General features: G+C 41.1%; 21 protein-coding genes. All 21 read right to left on the reverse strand.

From position 1 onward, the window contains the following. Position 1: 1 nt before the first annotated feature. The 21 genes from NSQ76_RS16015 to NSQ76_RS16115 all read right to left on the reverse strand — a co-directional run bounded on the left by NSQ76_RS16015 (position 2) and on the right by NSQ76_RS16115 (position 15,922). On the reverse strand, positions 2-829 hold the full coding sequence (locus NSQ76_RS16015; RefSeq protein ID WP_341054799.1) for a phage tail domain-containing protein: 828 nt from the start codon (positions 827-829) through the stop codon (positions 2-4). Beyond that, on the reverse strand, positions 826-4,488 hold the full coding sequence (locus NSQ76_RS16020) for a phage tail tape measure protein (protein ID WP_341054800.1): 3,663 nt from the start codon (positions 4,486-4,488) through the stop codon (positions 826-828). The genes NSQ76_RS16015 and NSQ76_RS16020 overlap by 4 nt, the downstream gene beginning before the upstream one ends. Before the next feature lie 227 nt (positions 4,489-4,715). Further along, a complete protein-coding gene (gene gpG, locus NSQ76_RS16025) occupies positions 4,716-5,027 on the reverse strand; it encodes a phage tail assembly chaperone G (protein ID WP_341054802.1) in 312 nt (103 codons plus the stop codon). 77 nt (positions 5,028-5,104) lie between these two features. After that, positions 5,105-5,713 carry a major tail protein gene (locus NSQ76_RS16030; protein WP_341054804.1) on the reverse strand — a complete coding sequence of 203 codons (609 nt, stop codon included), beginning with the start codon at positions 5,711-5,713 and terminating at the stop codon, positions 5,105-5,107. A 5-nt stretch (positions 5,714-5,718) separates the two neighbouring features. Then, positions 5,719-6,120 (reverse strand): hypothetical protein, encoded by a 402-nt coding sequence (locus NSQ76_RS16035; protein ID WP_341054807.1) that lies wholly within the window; start codon positions 6,118-6,120, stop codon positions 5,719-5,721. After that, complete coding sequence (locus tag NSQ76_RS16040; protein ID WP_341054809.1) at positions 6,117-6,500, reverse strand: HK97-gp10 family putative phage morphogenesis protein; 384 nt, start codon at positions 6,498-6,500, stop codon at positions 6,117-6,119. The genes NSQ76_RS16035 and NSQ76_RS16040 overlap by 4 nt, the downstream gene beginning before the upstream one ends. Further along, positions 6,500-6,832 carry a phage head closure protein gene (locus NSQ76_RS16045; protein ID WP_061418903.1) on the reverse strand — a complete coding sequence of 111 codons (333 nt, stop codon included), beginning with the start codon at positions 6,830-6,832 and terminating at the stop codon, positions 6,500-6,502. Before NSQ76_RS16045 ends, NSQ76_RS16040 begins: the two co-directional genes overlap by 1 nt. Next, positions 6,814-7,116: a head-tail connector protein gene (locus tag NSQ76_RS16050; RefSeq protein WP_211063501.1), complete on the reverse strand. Its 303-nt coding sequence runs from the start codon at positions 7,114-7,116 to the stop codon at positions 6,814-6,816. The genes NSQ76_RS16045 and NSQ76_RS16050 overlap by 19 nt, the downstream gene beginning before the upstream one ends. 12 nt (positions 7,117-7,128) lie before the next feature. Then, a complete protein-coding gene (locus NSQ76_RS16055) occupies positions 7,129-8,289 on the reverse strand; it encodes a phage major capsid protein (protein WP_341054814.1) in 1,161 nt (386 codons plus the stop codon). Positions 8,290-8,341: 52 nt separating this feature from the next. Continuing rightward, entirely contained in the window at positions 8,342-8,932 is a 591-nt protein-coding gene (locus tag NSQ76_RS16060) for an HK97 family phage prohead protease (RefSeq protein ID WP_341054816.1), read from the reverse strand. Next, positions 8,910-10,142: a phage portal protein gene (locus NSQ76_RS16065; RefSeq protein ID WP_341054819.1), complete on the reverse strand. Its 1,233-nt coding sequence runs from the start codon at positions 10,140-10,142 to the stop codon at positions 8,910-8,912. Before NSQ76_RS16065 ends, NSQ76_RS16060 begins: the two co-directional genes overlap by 23 nt. Before the next feature lie 6 nt (positions 10,143-10,148). Continuing rightward, positions 10,149-10,349 carry a hypothetical protein gene (locus NSQ76_RS16070; RefSeq protein ID WP_165378967.1) on the reverse strand — a complete coding sequence of 67 codons (201 nt, stop codon included), beginning with the start codon at positions 10,347-10,349 and terminating at the stop codon, positions 10,149-10,151. 14 nt (positions 10,350-10,363) lie between these two features. Then, on the reverse strand, positions 10,364-12,091 hold the full coding sequence (locus tag NSQ76_RS16075; RefSeq protein WP_341054823.1) for a terminase large subunit: 1,728 nt from the start codon (positions 12,089-12,091) through the stop codon (positions 10,364-10,366). After that, on the reverse strand, positions 12,078-12,566 hold the full coding sequence (locus tag NSQ76_RS16080; protein ID WP_144739483.1) for a phage terminase small subunit P27 family: 489 nt from the start codon (positions 12,564-12,566) through the stop codon (positions 12,078-12,080). The genes NSQ76_RS16075 and NSQ76_RS16080 overlap by 14 nt, the downstream gene beginning before the upstream one ends. A gap of 262 nt (positions 12,567-12,828) precedes the next feature. Continuing rightward, the gene (locus tag NSQ76_RS16085; RefSeq protein ID WP_341054826.1) at positions 12,829-12,966 is read right to left on the reverse strand and encodes a hypothetical protein; all 138 of its coding nucleotides are present in this window, start codon (positions 12,964-12,966) and stop codon (positions 12,829-12,831) included. 549 nt (positions 12,967-13,515) lie between these two features. Then, complete coding sequence (locus tag NSQ76_RS16090; RefSeq protein ID WP_061418874.1) at positions 13,516-13,860, reverse strand: hypothetical protein; 345 nt, start codon at positions 13,858-13,860, stop codon at positions 13,516-13,518. Positions 13,861-13,975: 115 nt separating this feature from the next. Then, positions 13,976-14,200, reverse strand: a complete 225-nt coding sequence (locus NSQ76_RS16095) for a hypothetical protein (protein ID WP_144739487.1) — start codon at positions 14,198-14,200, stop codon at positions 13,976-13,978. A gap of 136 nt (positions 14,201-14,336) precedes the next feature. Continuing rightward, on the reverse strand, positions 14,337-14,771 hold the full coding sequence (locus tag NSQ76_RS16100) for an ArpU family phage packaging/lysis transcriptional regulator (protein ID WP_144739750.1): 435 nt from the start codon (positions 14,769-14,771) through the stop codon (positions 14,337-14,339). Beyond that, on the reverse strand, positions 14,761-15,264 hold the full coding sequence (locus tag NSQ76_RS16105) for a sigma factor-like helix-turn-helix DNA-binding protein (protein ID WP_144739489.1): 504 nt from the start codon (positions 15,262-15,264) through the stop codon (positions 14,761-14,763). The genes NSQ76_RS16100 and NSQ76_RS16105 overlap by 11 nt, the downstream gene beginning before the upstream one ends. Positions 15,265-15,278: 14 nt before the next feature. Continuing rightward, complete coding sequence (locus tag NSQ76_RS16110) at positions 15,279-15,470, reverse strand: hypothetical protein (protein WP_268363119.1); 192 nt, start codon at positions 15,468-15,470, stop codon at positions 15,279-15,281. A 257-nt stretch (positions 15,471-15,727) separates the two neighbouring features. Further along, positions 15,728-15,922: an XtrA/YqaO family protein gene (locus tag NSQ76_RS16115; protein WP_144739493.1), complete on the reverse strand. Its 195-nt coding sequence runs from the start codon at positions 15,920-15,922 to the stop codon at positions 15,728-15,730. Positions 15,923-15,942: the final 20 nt, after the last annotated feature.

Below are 15,942 nucleotides of genomic sequence, written 5' to 3' on the forward strand. Positions count from 1 at the left end.
CCTACTTATAGTAAAAGCGCAAGACAAATCGTATATCAATACTGGATGCGCCTTCGATCTCAAATGGGTTAAAGCCAGGGCGCAAGCTCGGAAAGCGCCCGGACGTGTCCGCCATTTTTCCATCAATCATGACATATTGACGTGTGATAATGATTTTTTGCTTTTTGGAAACCGATCCCTTTATCGTTAACGCCTCTTTCGTGGCATCATTGCGTATCTTCACGTCCTTACCTGTTAAATACAGGGTGACACTATAATCAAAGTCAATCGGATCAATTGTCACATCAGAAGCGTTATAGACTTTGAACGTCTTGGACGTAAAGTTATATTTGAGATCGTCTTGACTCGGCAAATTCATGCCGATATGAAAATTTTCACCGCTCAAATTCAAGGGCTTTTCAGTATTAAAGACAGTCTCTCCAAGACCAAGCCCTGCGGTGAATTCCACATCAACTTCTTTATAGTTTTTCCCGTCATCTTTTTCGATTTCTATTTCATCATCACACGTCACCAGGTAACGTATACCGGGGGAAAAAGAACAACTAATGTAATAGGGTTCTTCTCTTACTAGCTCCCTGGTGAGCGCTGCCCTGTATCTATTAAACTGATCCATGCTTTTTGCTTTAATATAAAATCGTGCTTTGATTTTTCTTTCTTTGAAACGGACTTTTTTAGACGTTTGTTTTAATCCTGGTCTATTTGCCACAACCGCCGTTTGACGTTCGATTGAAGCCGATACAGGCGTAAATTTTACGCAACGTAAAAAGGGAAGGCGCTTGCTGATCAATTGAAGCCCTTCCCCGTAGTCCGTATAAAATTCATAGCTCAAGTCGCAAACCCTCCCCTACGCTGCCTATTTTTGAGTAAATCCATATTGTACTTGTTTAGTCCCTCAACATTAATCGTGGTGTCTTTCATGGCGATCTGTGTCAACAAACCGATCATTTGTTCAAACTTGTTTTCTAGCTGCTTAATAGCCTCGGTACTATCATTTTGAACAATAACATTTGTAGAACCTTGTCCCGGCTGCTCGGGCTGATAGCCAACCATTCGATTAGCTTGAGCAAGCACCTGCATAGCTCGGTTTCTTCTAAACTGCCTTAAAGGTAAAATCATTTCCCCTTTGTGGACTTCTGCCACATGATTTCGGGTAATGATACCGCCTTTATCATAGCCAATGTACTTGCCGCCTTTTCTCATGTTGACTAAACCAGGATGCTTGTTAATTCCGCCATACCGTCTATTCAAATAGTTGATAGCCGCAAGAACCTGATGTACAGGGTTTTTAATATTACCGTAACCTGGTTCTTTATATGCGGCAAATGTAGAAGGGATAAATTGCATAAGCCCTTGTGACGGATGCCCCGCTTTTGCGTTGCTGTCCCAATTGTTTACGACTGTAGGGTTTCCGCCCGATTCTTTCATAGCGATTGTTTCAAGCGCTTTTGAAAAAGATGGGGAAATGCCCTTAATCGCAATTGCTTGAGCAACCCACTTTTTGACGGCTGCGCTGCCTCCCTCACCAGGAACAAAACCAAAGTCTTTGATCTTGTTCTTAATAAAGGAAACCGCTTTGTCCTTGATAAAAGAAAAACTGCCTTTGACGATCTGACCAAAGCCGCCTCCCATACTCGGGGTCGTGATCCCCATTTTTTGAAGTAATGTATTCAGTAGCTTGCTAGGTTTTGCAATAAAGTCAGACACATCAAGTACCAGGTCTTTCACTTTACCGAAAAGACTAGAAATGAAATTGCCGCCCTTGCCTGTACCATCTTTGTAAAATGGCACGTCATCAAACAATGCTTTCGTTTTAGGTCCTGACAATACTTCCGTGCCTTTTGGTAGGTTCATAAGCGTATCACTCGAAGGAGACATCCCCATTTGACCGCCAGGCGTGATAAACAGTTCTTGCATTCCGCCATCCCCTAGAATGGCGGGTCCTCCTGGGTGTCCGCCTGTCCCTTTTGCGTATTTTGGCGGTGTCCATTCCGGTATTTGATTTTCTTTCGAAACGCCAACTTTACCAAGAACCCAGTTAACGCCACCTATTACGCCATTCACAACAAAGGAAAGTTTGTCATTCATTTTATTCGCTAATGCCTTGACGCCTTTAAGCGCTGCCCACGCCATACTTTTAATGCCATTACCGATTTTTCCCGGTAATTTTTTGGCTGCGTCTACAATGTCCCAAAAGCGTTTGACCATGCCGTCCTTCATGCTTGTTGCAATTGAAACGGCTTTGTCTTTCAGCCAAGTGACCATTTTCCCGGTGTTTGCAGCACCATTTTTAAAGAAACCGACAATGCTAGACCACATTTTCGGGAAAATGCCTAATAGCCCTTTCCCTAGTGATTTCGCAATCCCGAGAATCTTTCCGAAAAAGGACAACTGAACAAAATTCCATATCGCTTTAATCGAGCCGAAAAACACGTCTTTAATGCCTTCCCACATCTTGCCGAAGTCTCCCGTTAGCAAGCCCGAGAAGAATTTTATGACGCCTTGTATCACTTGCATAGCTCCCATGACAACACCTTTAATGTTTCCCCAAACGCTTTTGATAATGGCGATAATGGCGGGCATGACAAATTGGACAACAGACCATATATTTTGTAAGGCTTGTGTAATGACACCGCCGTTTTCTTTCCAAAACGTTCCCCACACTGCTGCAAGTTGTCCAATAAATGACAAGATGCCGCCCAGGGCTTGTTTTACAATCGGCGTCATTGTAACAAATACACTCATCAAAATACCGCCAATTGCCTGGAAAGTTGGCTGCATACTCTGAAATGTTTTTTTAATGCTCTCTATTACGCCTTTCACTGTATCAGTGGTGCTAACAATCATATCAACCACACCAGGCGGGAAAAGCTGCGATAATATGCCATAACCCTCTAATCGTTCAGCGCTTCCCTCACCTTGCAATATGTCCCAAATACCCGCCATTGCCTGTTTTACTGTATTGCCAGCGCTGGACATTTGTTTCGTGATCGGATCAGCAATATCAAAGGCTTTTTCCAGCATTGTAGCCGCTGCGCCGCCTAATGGCTCTAGTGCCGATAGCGCTTGACGCCCAATCTTTTTAAATCGTGTGCCTAGATTGTCTTGCAACGCCGCCCCTGCTTCGTCAGCTTTGCCCTTTACGTCACCGATTTTTCCATCAATGCCGCCCAGGGCATACATAGCGTCAGCCTCTAAGTCCTCCCATTTTGTCCCGAAAAGAGCCACGCCGATATTGTTAGCGTCCACCTGGTCTTTCATGCCTTTCAACTCTTTTAAAACGGCATTTGAAACATCTTTAACAGTTCCTTTACCTTTCAAGAAATTTTCCCATATCTTTTGAGTTGGTTTTGACATATCCATCATGGCGGCATTAGTAGATTTCGAGCCGTCTTTGACTCGAATTTGAAACTCTTTCATGACGTCGTTGACGTAGTCCAGGTTGTACACGCCCGCTTTTGTTCCATTGACGAGTAATTGAAAATATTCTTGTGCTGAATAACCCATTTTTCCGAATAACGTTGAATACTCGGACAGGTTATCGAACATTTCGTTTGAAAAATTCAATCCGTTTTGCGCTCCATATGTCATGAGATCGAACGCATCACTCACAGACACGCCAAAACCTTTCATAATGTTGTTTCCTGCTCTCGCAACTTCGTTTACCTCGGAATCAAAAGCATCAGCAAGCACCAGGGCTTTTTTAGTTACGTCCGTAAGGTCCTTGTCTGCAATGCCCCGGATATTTTGCTTAATTTGAAACAAACCATTCCTTGCATCATCCAAATTCTCTCCGAAGCCTTGTGACCACACGTCTTTTGCTATGCCTGTGAGCCTTTTGGCTTCATCACCCGTCAAGCCTAGCTGCGCTCTTAAACGCCCTTGAGAGGCTTGTATATCAGCCGTCATTTTTGCGCCAAGCGTGCCAACGGCTGCCGTTAGTGCTCCAATGGCTGCCGTACCCGCCACCGCTGCCGTAGCAAATCCGCCCTTTAAAATGCTTGAAAGTTTGGAAACCTCTTTCCCCGCTGCCGTTACATCATTAGATACATTTTGATGACTGGTTGCTAAATCGTCGGCGCTGTTTACTGCTTCTGATTCGGCACGCTCAAGCCGTTCCACTTGGCTTTGTGCAAGCCTTAAAGCATTTTGCATGTTGCGATAGCTTGTTATTTGAGAGTTTAAGCGTTGTGCGTATTTCTGCGCCTGGGTTGATCCCTCTCCATATTGCTCAACTTGCTTTTCATATGCTTGTCTATAGGAATCTACAATTCTTTCTTGAATCTTCAATTGATCCGACAAGCCCGACACCTTACTTTTACTTTCACCGAGCTTGTCATCTAATGCTTTAAATTCGGCTGCGGTTGCTTTGGTTGCGGACTGTGCCGTTTTAAGCTGCTGCCTCAAGGCTGTAACGCCTTTGTCAAAGCCTGTACTATCTAACGTCGTATTAACGACTAAAGAGCCTATTGGACGCCCTTCTGTTGCCATATGGTTTACCTCCTTTCCTCAAAAATAAAAGAAGGCTTAAAAGCCCCCTGGTCTTAAAATCTGATCTATTGGCACGCTGCCTTCGCTTTGTCCTTTTCGATTCGCAAGACGCAAAAGTCCGTTCAAGTCCATGTTGTCTATCTCATGATACTTGTACCCTTCTTTCATTAAATCTTCGTAAATATCATCTAATGATTCTAGGTAATCTTGCCACGTTTCTAAATGCTCTATTTCACCGCTTTCTTTTTCAAGCCGTCGTTTCCCTTTTTTTGTCCTGTCACTTGCATCATTACATCAGCAATGGTTTGAAATGTTTCGTCAGACGGGATGTTGTCTAAAAAATCATCATAGGAAAATTGCTCCCCGAATACGTCCACAACATAGGCAATCATTTCATCTAGCATTGTTGTTGCGTCTAAATTTTCTTGTTCACCTTGAGCTTGCAATTCAAGCGCACGTCTTAATTGACGAGCTGACGGCATATCTTTTGTATACGTTTTTTCTTCTTTTGTTTGTGCATCAATCATTGTTAATTTCAACATATTAAACACCTCGTATATTTTTTAATGAATCCAGTTTAACCAGGTAAAATAAATTACCTGGCTATCAGAAAACACTATTTTTTTGTTGTGGTGCTTGATGGCGCTTCCGCTGTTCCGTTGTCGCCATCAGTGCTAGGGGTGATCCCTTTAAAAACAAAATCATAAAAGGCTTTTTCAGTGAATCCAGGGCTTCCACTATACGCCATGACATAAGTTAAGCCGTCGAATTTACGGGGCATGAATTGTCCCTCAATTGTTGGCGTGATAAATTCGACTTTATCCTCTTTTGTTTTTCCTTCTGTGGACGGAATGCCGAATTTACCCCGCAAAAGTCCAACATACCAAAAACCGCCCTTTGTTTTCTGCCGGAATGTGATAGCAACAAAAGGCGGATCAGTATCTTTTCCATATGCTTCAAGCCATCCGCCAATGGCATCCGCTCCTAGCAATTTGTTTTTCATTTCGGTTGTAAGATCAGCCACATTTATTTCTAGCTTTGCTTCGCCAACTCCCGAGCCTTCTTGATCAAATACCCCATCATCCCCGTAGATAACGGCAATTTCCGAGCTTGGTTCTAATTTTGATTCAATTGCCCCGGGTACATTTATTACTTCGGTTGCTTCTTTGGCGGCGTCATCCTCAAAAACGCCAACTCTAATATCTCTCAATCCTGTTGTAGCCATTTATTTCATCCTCTCAAAGTGATTTCTATTTCTTTGTTTGCTCTGTACCGCCTGGCATAGCGATACAAATTTATATCCGGGTCTTTATCAAAGGCGGAAGCGTATTGCTGATAATCAGCCGAAGCCATCAAACGATCAATAATCGGTTGTATTTCTTGAGCTTCCTTAATTGTCCCGGTCCATAAATCTATTTGTATATCAACGCTTATGCCTGTCGCTTGATCATCCTCATACGCATTACGATAGCTTTCAAGCTCATTAATACGAATCATTGGGGCTTGGTTTACTTTTTGATCTGTTTCCGGGACGTCCACAAGAAAGACTTTTTCATCCGGCACGTAGCTTGTCAGATCGGATGATCCTGTCAAAATCATTTCTACTTCTTGAATTGGTAGCATTAACGTCATAGACCGAGCAACCCCCTATAAACACTTTGCATTTTTGATAAAACGAGTTGTTCGTATTCGTTGATCGTTCGCTCGATAAAACTTTGCGGGCGCTGCTTAATCGTTCCGAAGTTTGTAAAATGCAGCCTATAAGCCGTTTCCTTACCATAGCCAACGGTTGAATATATTTCCCCGTCCTCTCTTGGTTTGGAATAGAAAACATCTGATTTTAAATGCTTATTATTGCCGCTATTGCTATCAAATGGCGTGTTCTTTTCCAAGCCATCCGCCATCATCTTTGCTCCTGCAAGAACGGCAGCCTTTTCCGCTTTTACATTTTGACGAGCCATTTTTTCAATGGCTTTATATGTTTCTTCTATTCCGTTAGCTTCAAGCGCCATCAGCTCACCTTCTTTACAAAGACATTGATCAAATCTTTGTCCTGCTCGTTCGGCAGAATATCAATGACTTGATAAAGCTCGTTGGTCAAGTGGTCCTGTACATGCATAGCGTTGGAAATGGTTGATACTTGTTGATAGCGAATAACAAACGTCAAACTATCCTCTAAAACCGTTCCGGCCGTTGATAACTTTTCTCTTAATTTTTGATCTCGTCGTTCCGCCCAGGTGGTGAAAAGTCTTTCTAGTGTGGTCGTGTTCTCCCTGGATATAGGGTCTTTTGTATTTTCCTTTTTTACAAAAGAGATCGGCGTATTTAATCGTCCGTAGTCCATGAGGGGTATTCTCCTTTGAACTGTTGGATGTAAGACATAACGCCGAATGGCACTTCTTGCAAATTCTTGTTTGATACCGCTGATCGGTTTTCGTACCTATGTCCACAAAGCATCATGACCGCATCATCAAAACAAGGGTTGTCATTAAAAAAAGCGTCCCTCTCTTTCGATAAGGTGACGCTATCTTTTATAAATTTTTCAGCAGCCGCTTTTATCGTTTCTAGCATTTTGTCATCCAGGTCATGAGTGATCCTTAAAGCGTGTTTTAATTCTTCAAGGGTCATATTTCTTCACTCCTATTCTGTAGCGCCTGTTTCAACTGGCGGCTTGATCGTAACGAAGAATCCGGCTTTTTCATCAGCTTGTTTAACATCAAAACGGGTCGCAATTGATAGCACTTGTCCATAAACAGAGTTTTCAACCCATTTTGCAGTAACATCCACTCTATCAGCAAAAAAGATGGCTGCTTTTAAGTCACCAATAAACATCATCATGTCACCAGCTTTTGAGCCTAAAACCTCATCATCCATTACAGTAATTGAGTTGCCGAACAATGTTTTTCCAGAAGGTGAAGCAATGCTTTGTTGTAGAATGTACTGTCCGTTTTTATCTTTCAATGTGTCGAGATATTGGAAAGCTGAAGCAGTCGCAACAATATTACGTTTGTACGCCTGTTTCAAATCAACATTTAAAATTTGCTTAATGCCATCCGTGTCTGCAACTGTTTTCTTTGTAAATGTTTTAATAACCGCTGCTACTGCTCTGTTAGTTGTGATTAGCTTTGTTTGTTGCAAGAATTCAGCAACTAAAGACGTTAAATCTACACCAGCATCATCAATTGATTCTTGAGAAATCGGAAGCTCTCCACGATACGTTTCAACGTCATAACGTACCTTTTTGAATTCGGGTTTACCAAGCTCCGGGTTTTTCTCAAGTTCTGCTACAGATACAAGTCCAACCTTTGCGTTTGCAATAACCGGGTATGTTCCACTAGCTGTTTTTACTGCCTTTTTATTAACCATTGAAGCCAAATCAACCACATCTTCGGGTTCACGCTGCGGCGTTGTTAAAATTTCAACTGGAATAATCGGCTCTGCATCAATAGTTTTTAGCCCATCACGAGTTTGACCATACGAACGGATATAGTCGTTTACTTTGCTACGAATTTCTTCGATTTCGTTTGGAAGATTCACTTTTGGGCCTCGTGGATTAAACGATCTTTCTTCTCCTTCTGTCACTTCTACTTGTTCGATCCCTGCTAGTTCTTCTAGCTCTTTTAATTTTTCTGTCATTGTCTCAATCTCTGCTTTTAAAGAAATGATTTCATCTTTAATCGTTTTTGCTTCTTCAAGGTTATCTTCTTCAGCCCGCTTCTGCGCTTCTTTGATTTTTGTATTGATAGCCGTTTGTTTTTTTGTGATCTCTGAACGTAATTCCTGGATTTTCTCTATTAACATGTTCATGCTCCTTTTCCAAATAAAATAAGCACCCGCAATGTACGAGTGCTTTCTAAAGACTTAATTTAATTAGATCAAGCTCTAACTTGATTTTTTCTTTTTCTAAATGGCTGCTTTGATGCTGCTTTAAATGCCGCTGTGCAATTGATACGTCTGTATCTTCATAAGCTGGATAAGTGACGATAGAAACATCAGTAATTCGTGAAATGTTGATTAAGCTCCGCAATGGAAGCCCTGTTTTGTCGTCCCGTTTAAAGCTGTCGCCATTTTTAGCAAGATGAAAACCGAATGAACAATTTGAAACATTACCAAGTCTCAAGTTTTCGTATAGATCATTAGCGTATTGAGTGTTAGGTAAAGACAATTCAAAACGCAAGCCAATGTCATCCACAGATAGTTTCAGTGTTCCGGCTTTGGTCCTTCCCAAAATTTTAGACGGATCGTGATCAATAAGCGCCCTTACATCTGACATATCAGCATTTTGCAGCGCACGTTTTTCAATGGTTTCGATAAAGCCGCCCAGGTTTTGGCTGCGTGTACCAAATTTCAATGCATAGCCTGTGATCATCCTGCCTTTATCGGTTTCTTCTGTGGCTTTTAGTGACCCCTCTTGAATGGCTCTAATCTCCTTCTCCAATATCATCACCCCCTTTATCGACCGTAGGAATAGGAAGCCCCTTCGCCTTTGCTTTTTGGATTTCGTCCATAATGTCAACATCCACATAGTTCAAACTCATAAAGCGCCTATCTCCATTTTCAATAGGCGCAATCCCGTATTCTGCTAACGCATCATTCTGTGAGTAAATGCCGTTTTGCAATAAAGCAATGACATTTTCCCGCTTTGTTTTAGCGTCCGTTTCCTTGAATCTTCTAGCGTCAAACTGAAAACGTTTGGTCCTGCTTTCCGGGTAAAAAAGCATTTTGAAATTTAATTCCGCTGTAATGGCAGCAAAGTAATTTGAAAGCGTGTTTGTCAAATAGTCCAGGTTTGCTTGTTCTAAAGAAGTGTTCACTTGCTCGATCCCCAACTTATGAGGAGGCAAGCCGAACACTTTCGCAATCTGTTTGGTTGAATGAGTGTAATTATTGACGATCTCAAGAACCTTCGTACTGATTTCAAGCTGCTTAAATTCTTCGTTTTCACTTAATACCGCAATTCTTTGTTGATTCCTAGCGCCGGAATTAACCTTCTCAAATTCTTTGCGTAGGTTTTCTCTTGCTTCGGGTGATGGTATGCCTTTTTTCAGGTTTACAATGCCGCTCAAATTTGTGCCACGTCTAAAAAAGTCCGTGACAAGCCTTTTCCCCGCCTCCTGGCTTTCAAGTTCATGTTTTAAACAAGACAAAAGACTCTTTCCGTTCACCCCATCCAGTGAGGAAAACTTGATATGCAGCACGTCAGACGGTTTCAAAATAGTTTCTTTTCCGTCAGAAGGATAATAGCGATAAACAATATCGTTCCGTCCCTTTATTTGATCAACGGAGACTTCAGAATTCAAAATGTGAATAAGCTCCCAGGGCGTGCCGTCTTTATCCCGTTTGATATAAGCAAACGATTGACCGTTTAAAAGCGCATTGGCAACAAGAATATATTTGAATGAGTACCCCGAGTAATATTCGTTTGGGCGCTCGTTGATAAGCTGAAACAGGTCACTATCCTTTTCTTCTATTCCGTTGTTTCTTATCATTATTGGGCTTGCTGCTATGTCTGACGACAAGACGTGAACCGCTGTGAACACATCACTATTTTTAATTGCTATTGCTGGCACATAGCTTAAACCATCTAAGCCCACCAAAATTTCGTTGAATTCTCTTTGTCCTGCGCTTTGATTTATTGATCTAAAGAACGCCAATTTCCTCTACCCCCTTTCTGTTTCATGGTTGAGAAGAATGGCAACAAAGACTAGCAAAATACCACTAGCCGCAATCCCTAAAATCATCCCGACCATATAAACGGCGGTATTGATGAGGACTAGCCCTAACAAAAACAAAAAAGTATGAAGGTTCGATATGAAGAACCGCCATACTCCTAAAATTAATTGATTAAATTGTTTTGGCACTGTTTCCCCTCCTTCTAAATACCAAAATCTTCACTTTGGTAATATGCGTCCCAATCTGTTTCGTTTTGCTCGTAATGGTACATTGCTTCTGTATATGCATTCATAACGGCAGCGATTGGGTCAATTTTTTCCCGGTTCAAATCCTTGTCGATCTGCACCGTATCATTGACTTTTTTCAAAATGGCGTTGTTAATTGCCAAGTTGAGTAATGGGTTGTTTGTATGCAGGAGACGCTGATCCATGACGTTGAGTCTAAAGTTTTTCGTTGGCTCTGATAACGTTCTTACCCCTTGCCTTACTTCAAAAGCAGGGTAGCCATATTTTTCAATTTCATTGAGGAATAACGAAATGTTATATGGATCATAAAAGATGCCCTTTACTTGCAAATCATTTTTCGTTATGTGATCGACCATGTAATCAATCACTTGTTGTAAATTAATGATCCCGGACTCTTTGTCTGTTATTGTGCAATACCCTTCTTGCTCAAGCCGCTTGTAGTCAATTTTGTCACGCTGTATCTTGTTTTCTAAACCGCCTTTACGCCCGACAAATGAATGACTATCAACATAAAAGTTTTCTTCGGCATCCTCTAAAGGATAAATAAAACCGAGTGAAGATAAATCTTCCGACCTGGACAAATCCACACCGATATAAACAGGCTTCCCGTAAATCTCCGGCTTTTCCTCAATGGCACAATCTTTCCAATCGTCGCCATTAAGCAAACTATCCGAAGAAGCAGAACGCCACAAATTGAAGTTCTTAACAAGCGTTCCGTTCAGATCGTCTTTTTCCTGGGCTTCTTTCAATTTTTTGCGTAAGTTCTTGAGCAATTTCTTTTTCATGCTTTCAACTTCAAGCAACGGGTTACTTTTTATCCAAGTGCTTTCGTCGCTTATCTCTTTTTCGTCATCTTGTTCATAGACAACGGCAAAATAACTTTCGTTCTCTTTCTTTCCGCTCAATATATCCGTCACATACGGATATTCTTGAGCATACATAGGACCATTCAATTTGAAACCGGCTGTACTAATGATCAAAATGAGGCTTTGATCTTGTTGCATTTGTGAGGACTCTAAAACTTCTAACATTTTAGTATTTGTAGCCGTGTGAAATTCGTCAAGAATGCCAAGTAATACGTTTAAGCCGTCAAGGTTATCTGTATCACGAGATAACGGCATGATGATGCTATCCTCTAACAAGAAACGGATTTCATTTTGAATGATCTTGGTCATTTTCTTAATTTGTTTTGATTTATTCCGCAACTTTTTAAGTTGCATGACAATCATGTTAAAAACCGCTTTTGCTTGTTTACGAGAGTTTGCCGTCGTGTAAATCTGTCTATCATATCTAGGCGCATCACCGAAAAGCAATTCATATAAAGCGATCCCGGCAACAAGAACGGATTTACCGCCTTTACGTGCCATGCTGATATATGCTTTTGTAAATCGTCTATATCCTGTTTCTTTGACTCGCCAAGCAAATATCATATAGACAATGAATTTTTGAAAGAGTGCTAATGACGTAGGCTTCCCCGTTGAAATATCCGGCAGCATTTCAAGAAACTTTACAACCTTCGCCCCTTTTTTGGGCTTGTACTCGTATGGATAGTTAGGGTCTTTTGATTTTTCAAGATCACGCAAATGTCGTTCACATGCCTGGATGACTTTTTTACTTGCTACAATTTCCCCGTTTACTACTTTTTCAGCGTAAAGAGTACCGGGGTCTTTTTTAATCGTCGTCATCCTGCCTCATTGCCTCGAATATATCGTCTTCTTCGCTGTCATCACCTAAACCGACTAGACGTAATCGGGCATCAAGCGCAAGACCAAGTTGTCCCGCAATGGCTCGAATCTCTTTCGACATTTGCATCATGATTTCAATAGACGGGTTTTTCTTTTTTACTTCAAACCCCTTACTATTTACTTCAAAAACGACTTGTCCCTCTTTTGCCACATCTTCTAGTGCCTGTCGATACTGTGCGTAACTATTACAGTACATAGCCAACAAAGTGCGATCCAGTTCCGAAATAGGCAGCTCGATAATATGAGGGTAAATTCTGATCCATTCGTTTTTTGCCATTGTTGACAGCCAATAAGGCGGGTTCTCTTTCAATGGCGAAATGCCTTTCAATTTTTCTTCATGCTGCTGCCGCTGCTCTCGTTCTTCGTTTGATATTTGCCCTTTTAATGTGTCCGTCATTTGTTTTCGTCTCGCCAATAAAAACCACCACCTTTCAGCAAAATCCAACCTATTAATTTTAGGCAAATAAACAAATGAGAAATACCGCTCTATCCCAACGCCTATAAAGGACCAAGCCATTTTATGAATGAGTGAAAAACCGCAAAAAACGGGAAAAATCAAAACTCCAATTCAACACTTTTTTTAAAGTTGAGGGGACGCCGATTTCCAGGGATAAAAAAAGCCCACCCCGTTCAACGTCGGGGGGACTTAAATCAAAATAAAATAAATGAAAATGTCATCACTTCTTAAATGTCACCTGGTTATGATGAAACTGGCAAAGCACTTCAAGATTGTTTAAATCATTGCGCTCTATATCATCATGAAATACCTCTCTAAGCTCTTTATACGTATGATGGACCACTAACCTATTGGACATGTTTACACGTCCTTCTGCGGCACACACAGCACATCTGTAATGACTCTCACGTAACTTTGCTTCTCGAAGTGATTTCCATTCTCTGCTTTGATAGTATTTGTAATGCGCTTCGTTCTCCCTGTTGTACCTCACATCTTTGTTGTATTGCTTATCAGCATAGCCCTGGTGCTTTGTACAATAGCGTTCGGTCCAGTCTATATATTCCCGACAGGCGGGAACGTTACAACGTTTTAAGGGCATTACTTATTACCTTCACTTGTAAAAGACTCAAGCGTTTGACAAAGATGTATGTTAAAGCTGTTTTCATTTTTGTTGTTAGTTCTTCGGTCAAATTCTTTTTTCGCCTCTGAAAAATCTCCATAATACAAAATGAAGGGATCGCAATCATAATCCGTTAAGACCACATAGCCCGATTTCATAAATCCACACTCTCCTTTTTTATTTGATCTAAGCCGCCCCTGTTTGTTAGCCGCCATTGATTTTGTAAACAGACAGGGACGCTTTACAGCAAATAGAAAAACACCGCCATGAAAGACGGTGCTTTAATCATCACTTAATATAAAATTCGCTAGTGTAGAACGTACCAATCGTTTCAACGTGGTTGCCCTGCTTGTCATATCGTTCAGCGTCCACCTTAAATCGGTATGTTCCTTTTTTGTTACCGAATGATTCCTTGATACTGAATTCATCAAACAACTTTTCGCCTGGGTTAAGTGGATTCGGGGAATTGGTTTTAATCGTTTCCCATTTACCGTTAACCTTGCGCTGCGGAATAAGATTCGGACCTGCGATATAGTCATTGTCATTCTTGACAGCTACACGCACGACCTTGTCCTCTCCTAGAATATGATTGGCTTTTGTCGGATTAGCCGAGACTCCTTTTAATGATGCCATGTAATTCAACTCCTTTTATTATTTGCGCCTCTATCCCATTCCTCAAGACGCTTGCGACTACACAACCAAAATCCCAAAAGGCAGCCGTTCCCAACAAATAAAAAAAGCACTGCAATTATGCAATGCCATGCTTTAAATGCTCTTGTACAAGTTCAGCAGCTTTAGAAAAGGAAATATCGTCAATACCAGTAAAAGTAAACTCTGATTTAAAATAAGTTTGATTATCAAGCACAACGTCAACATAAACAGTAATAGCCCTTTTATTTTCATAAGCGAAAGCGCCTTGACCATATACTTGCGTTGTATGTTGCCGCTCCATCTTATTAACGGTAATTTGCAAATTAAATCCCCCGCTTTCTCTCTATCAATCTATCGCATAATACAATATTACAACCTTTTTTCTGTCATGCTGCGCCAACATCACGCCAATAATAAGCCAGTTTCACGCCAATAATAAGCCAAAAATAAAAACACCTCTAAACGGGTGCTTTAAATACAACTTCATTGAGAGCATAAGCCAGGTCTAGGAAAGTCTTTGCTTTTAACCTTGTATATGATCTTTCACTCATGCCAATTTCGTTATATACCTGGTAATCGAAAACAGGTTCTTGCTGCATGTAACGTTTTATAATGATCTGTCTCTCGTTATACGGAAGACGATTGACCGCTCTTTGCACCTTCTCAAGAAAGGCATTTCGTTTCTGCTCCCATTCAATCCGTTTAATAGCTGTGCTTTCAGTGGATGAGCGGAAGGCGTTAGTAGTAGCGGGCGGCACTATGCTAAATCCTCCTGTTATCTTTGGCAGCATATCGTCCGGGACTTGAAGAAGATATAAGCGGTAGTTGTCGAGAATCCTTTCAACTCTTTTTCTCGTTTCCTTTTTATCAATTACAGGCGGTTCACCCAACATCAGCATATCCCCTTTCTCCCGCTCTCAATTCTGCTACCTTTTGAGCGATCTTTTTTCTTGCCCTCTCTATATGTTTTTGGACTGATCCTTTTGCTATCCCATAAAGTGCGGCGCATTTGCTGAAAGATACATTATGACCAACAACGGTTATGAATATCTCTTTCTCCTTATCCGTCAACGTAGACAAGACATAATCGAGTAAATCTAGTTCATTTTCTTTTATTTCAAGTGGAGCGGGTTCGGGTACGTGATATTTTGAAGATAAAACATCAAGCAATCCGTTATCTGCAAGCAAAGTACGTTGATAATAGGAGCGGCGATCCAAGTCACGCCTTGCCCCTGGTTCTCTTTCTGTTTCCATCCACTCGACCGCATATTCTAAGTCATAGATCATTGAGCGGTACGTTTTCTTTTCTTCTTCGTCTGTAGATGCTGTCAAACTTCTTTTAGTTTCTTCTAACGCTGCTTTATATTCCTTGATTAAATCTTTCAAAATACCACCCCCTTTTATTTGCTTTTAAATGCCCCGCCACGCCCTCTTTTATATGTTGGGCGGTAAACACCCATGAGTTCCTTTATCTCTTCATGTGAAAGCTCGTGCGTGTGATTTCGAGTACATTTGTTCTTAGGAACGTCAGTTCTTTTTGTTGGCATAGATTTATAACCCGCTTTTAGAAAAGCAGCTCTTAACGTTTTCATTCCCTTCCTCTCCTTAATTTCTAGTTATCCTGTTTCGGGTTATAACCGTTTAGCAACTTAGTCAATAAAGCAGGTGAAATACTAGCCCTGTTCATTGTGTCGTAGCACCATCTTTCCAATTTCCTAAGAGCCTGTAATTCTTCCGCTGTTAGCTTTTGCATACAAATCTCCCCTTTTCTGAAAATAAAAAAGGGACACCAACCAAACAGCTCTTTGCTGTTATGATCAGTGTCCCCCGGCTTTCCGGTAGAACGTTTTTATTCAAATAATTCGCCTTCGTTATAAAGCAATCGAGTCACTTTGTTATTGTGAGTGACAATTTTTGTTTCACCATGTGGCGGCAGCGGTGCATATTTCAATATGCCGTTAGATAAAACAAAAACTAACGGCTCTTTTCCTGCGTCAAAAGTCTCAATATCTATAATTTTACTTGGAATGTCTTGTAATCTCAAGTCTTTCATTGCCTCCTTAA

It is taken from the genome of Bacillus sp. FSL M8-0256 (genome assembly GCF_038005765.1).
GTDB classification, from domain to species: domain Bacteria; phylum Bacillota; class Bacilli; order Bacillales; family Bacillaceae; genus Bacillus; species Bacillus safensis.

Bases quoted from the DNA above. Each gene is read 5' to 3' on its own strand.
- NSQ76_RS16045 (WP_061418903.1), bottom strand. From the start codon at position 6,832: ATGGACTACGGACGATTAAATACGCCGATCTCTTTTGTAAAAAAGGAA.
- NSQ76_RS16060 (WP_341054816.1), bottom strand. From the start codon at position 8,932: ATGATATTGGAGAAGGAGATTAGAGCCATTCAAGAGGGGTCACTAAAA.
- NSQ76_RS16055 (WP_341054814.1), bottom strand. From the start codon at position 8,289: ATGTTAATAGAGAAAATCCAGGAATTACGTTCAGAGATCACAAAAAAA.
- NSQ76_RS16075 (WP_341054823.1), bottom strand. From the start codon at position 12,091: ATGACGACGATTAAAAAAGACCCCGGTACTCTTTACGCTGAAAAAGTA.
- NSQ76_RS16050 (WP_211063501.1), bottom strand. From the start codon at position 7,116: ATGACCCTTGAAGAATTAAAACACGCTTTAAGGATCACTCATGACCTG.
- NSQ76_RS16085 (WP_341054826.1), bottom strand. From the start codon at position 12,966: ATGTCCAATAGGTTAGTGGTCCATCATACGTATAAAGAGCTTAGAGAG.
- NSQ76_RS16020 (WP_341054800.1), bottom strand. From the start codon at position 4,488: ATGGCAACAGAAGGGCGTCCAATAGGCTCTTTAGTCGTTAATACGACG.
- NSQ76_RS16090 (WP_061418874.1), bottom strand. From the start codon at position 13,860: ATGGCATCATTAAAAGGAGTCTCGGCTAATCCGACAAAAGCCAATCAT.
- NSQ76_RS16100 (WP_144739750.1), bottom strand. From the start codon at position 14,771: ATGTTGGGTGAACCGCCTGTAATTGATAAAAAGGAAACGAGAAAAAGA.
- NSQ76_RS16030 (WP_341054804.1), bottom strand. From the start codon at position 5,713: ATGGCTACAACAGGATTGAGAGATATTAGAGTTGGCGTTTTTGAGGAT.
- NSQ76_RS16040 (WP_341054809.1), bottom strand. From the start codon at position 6,500: ATGGCGCTTGAAGCTAACGGAATAGAAGAAACATATAAAGCCATTGAA.
- NSQ76_RS16035 (WP_341054807.1), bottom strand. From the start codon at position 6,120: ATGACGTTAATGCTACCAATTCAAGAAGTAGAAATGATTTTGACAGGA.
- NSQ76_RS16110 (WP_268363119.1), bottom strand. From the start codon at position 15,470: ATGAAAACGTTAAGAGCTGCTTTTCTAAAAGCGGGTTATAAATCTATG.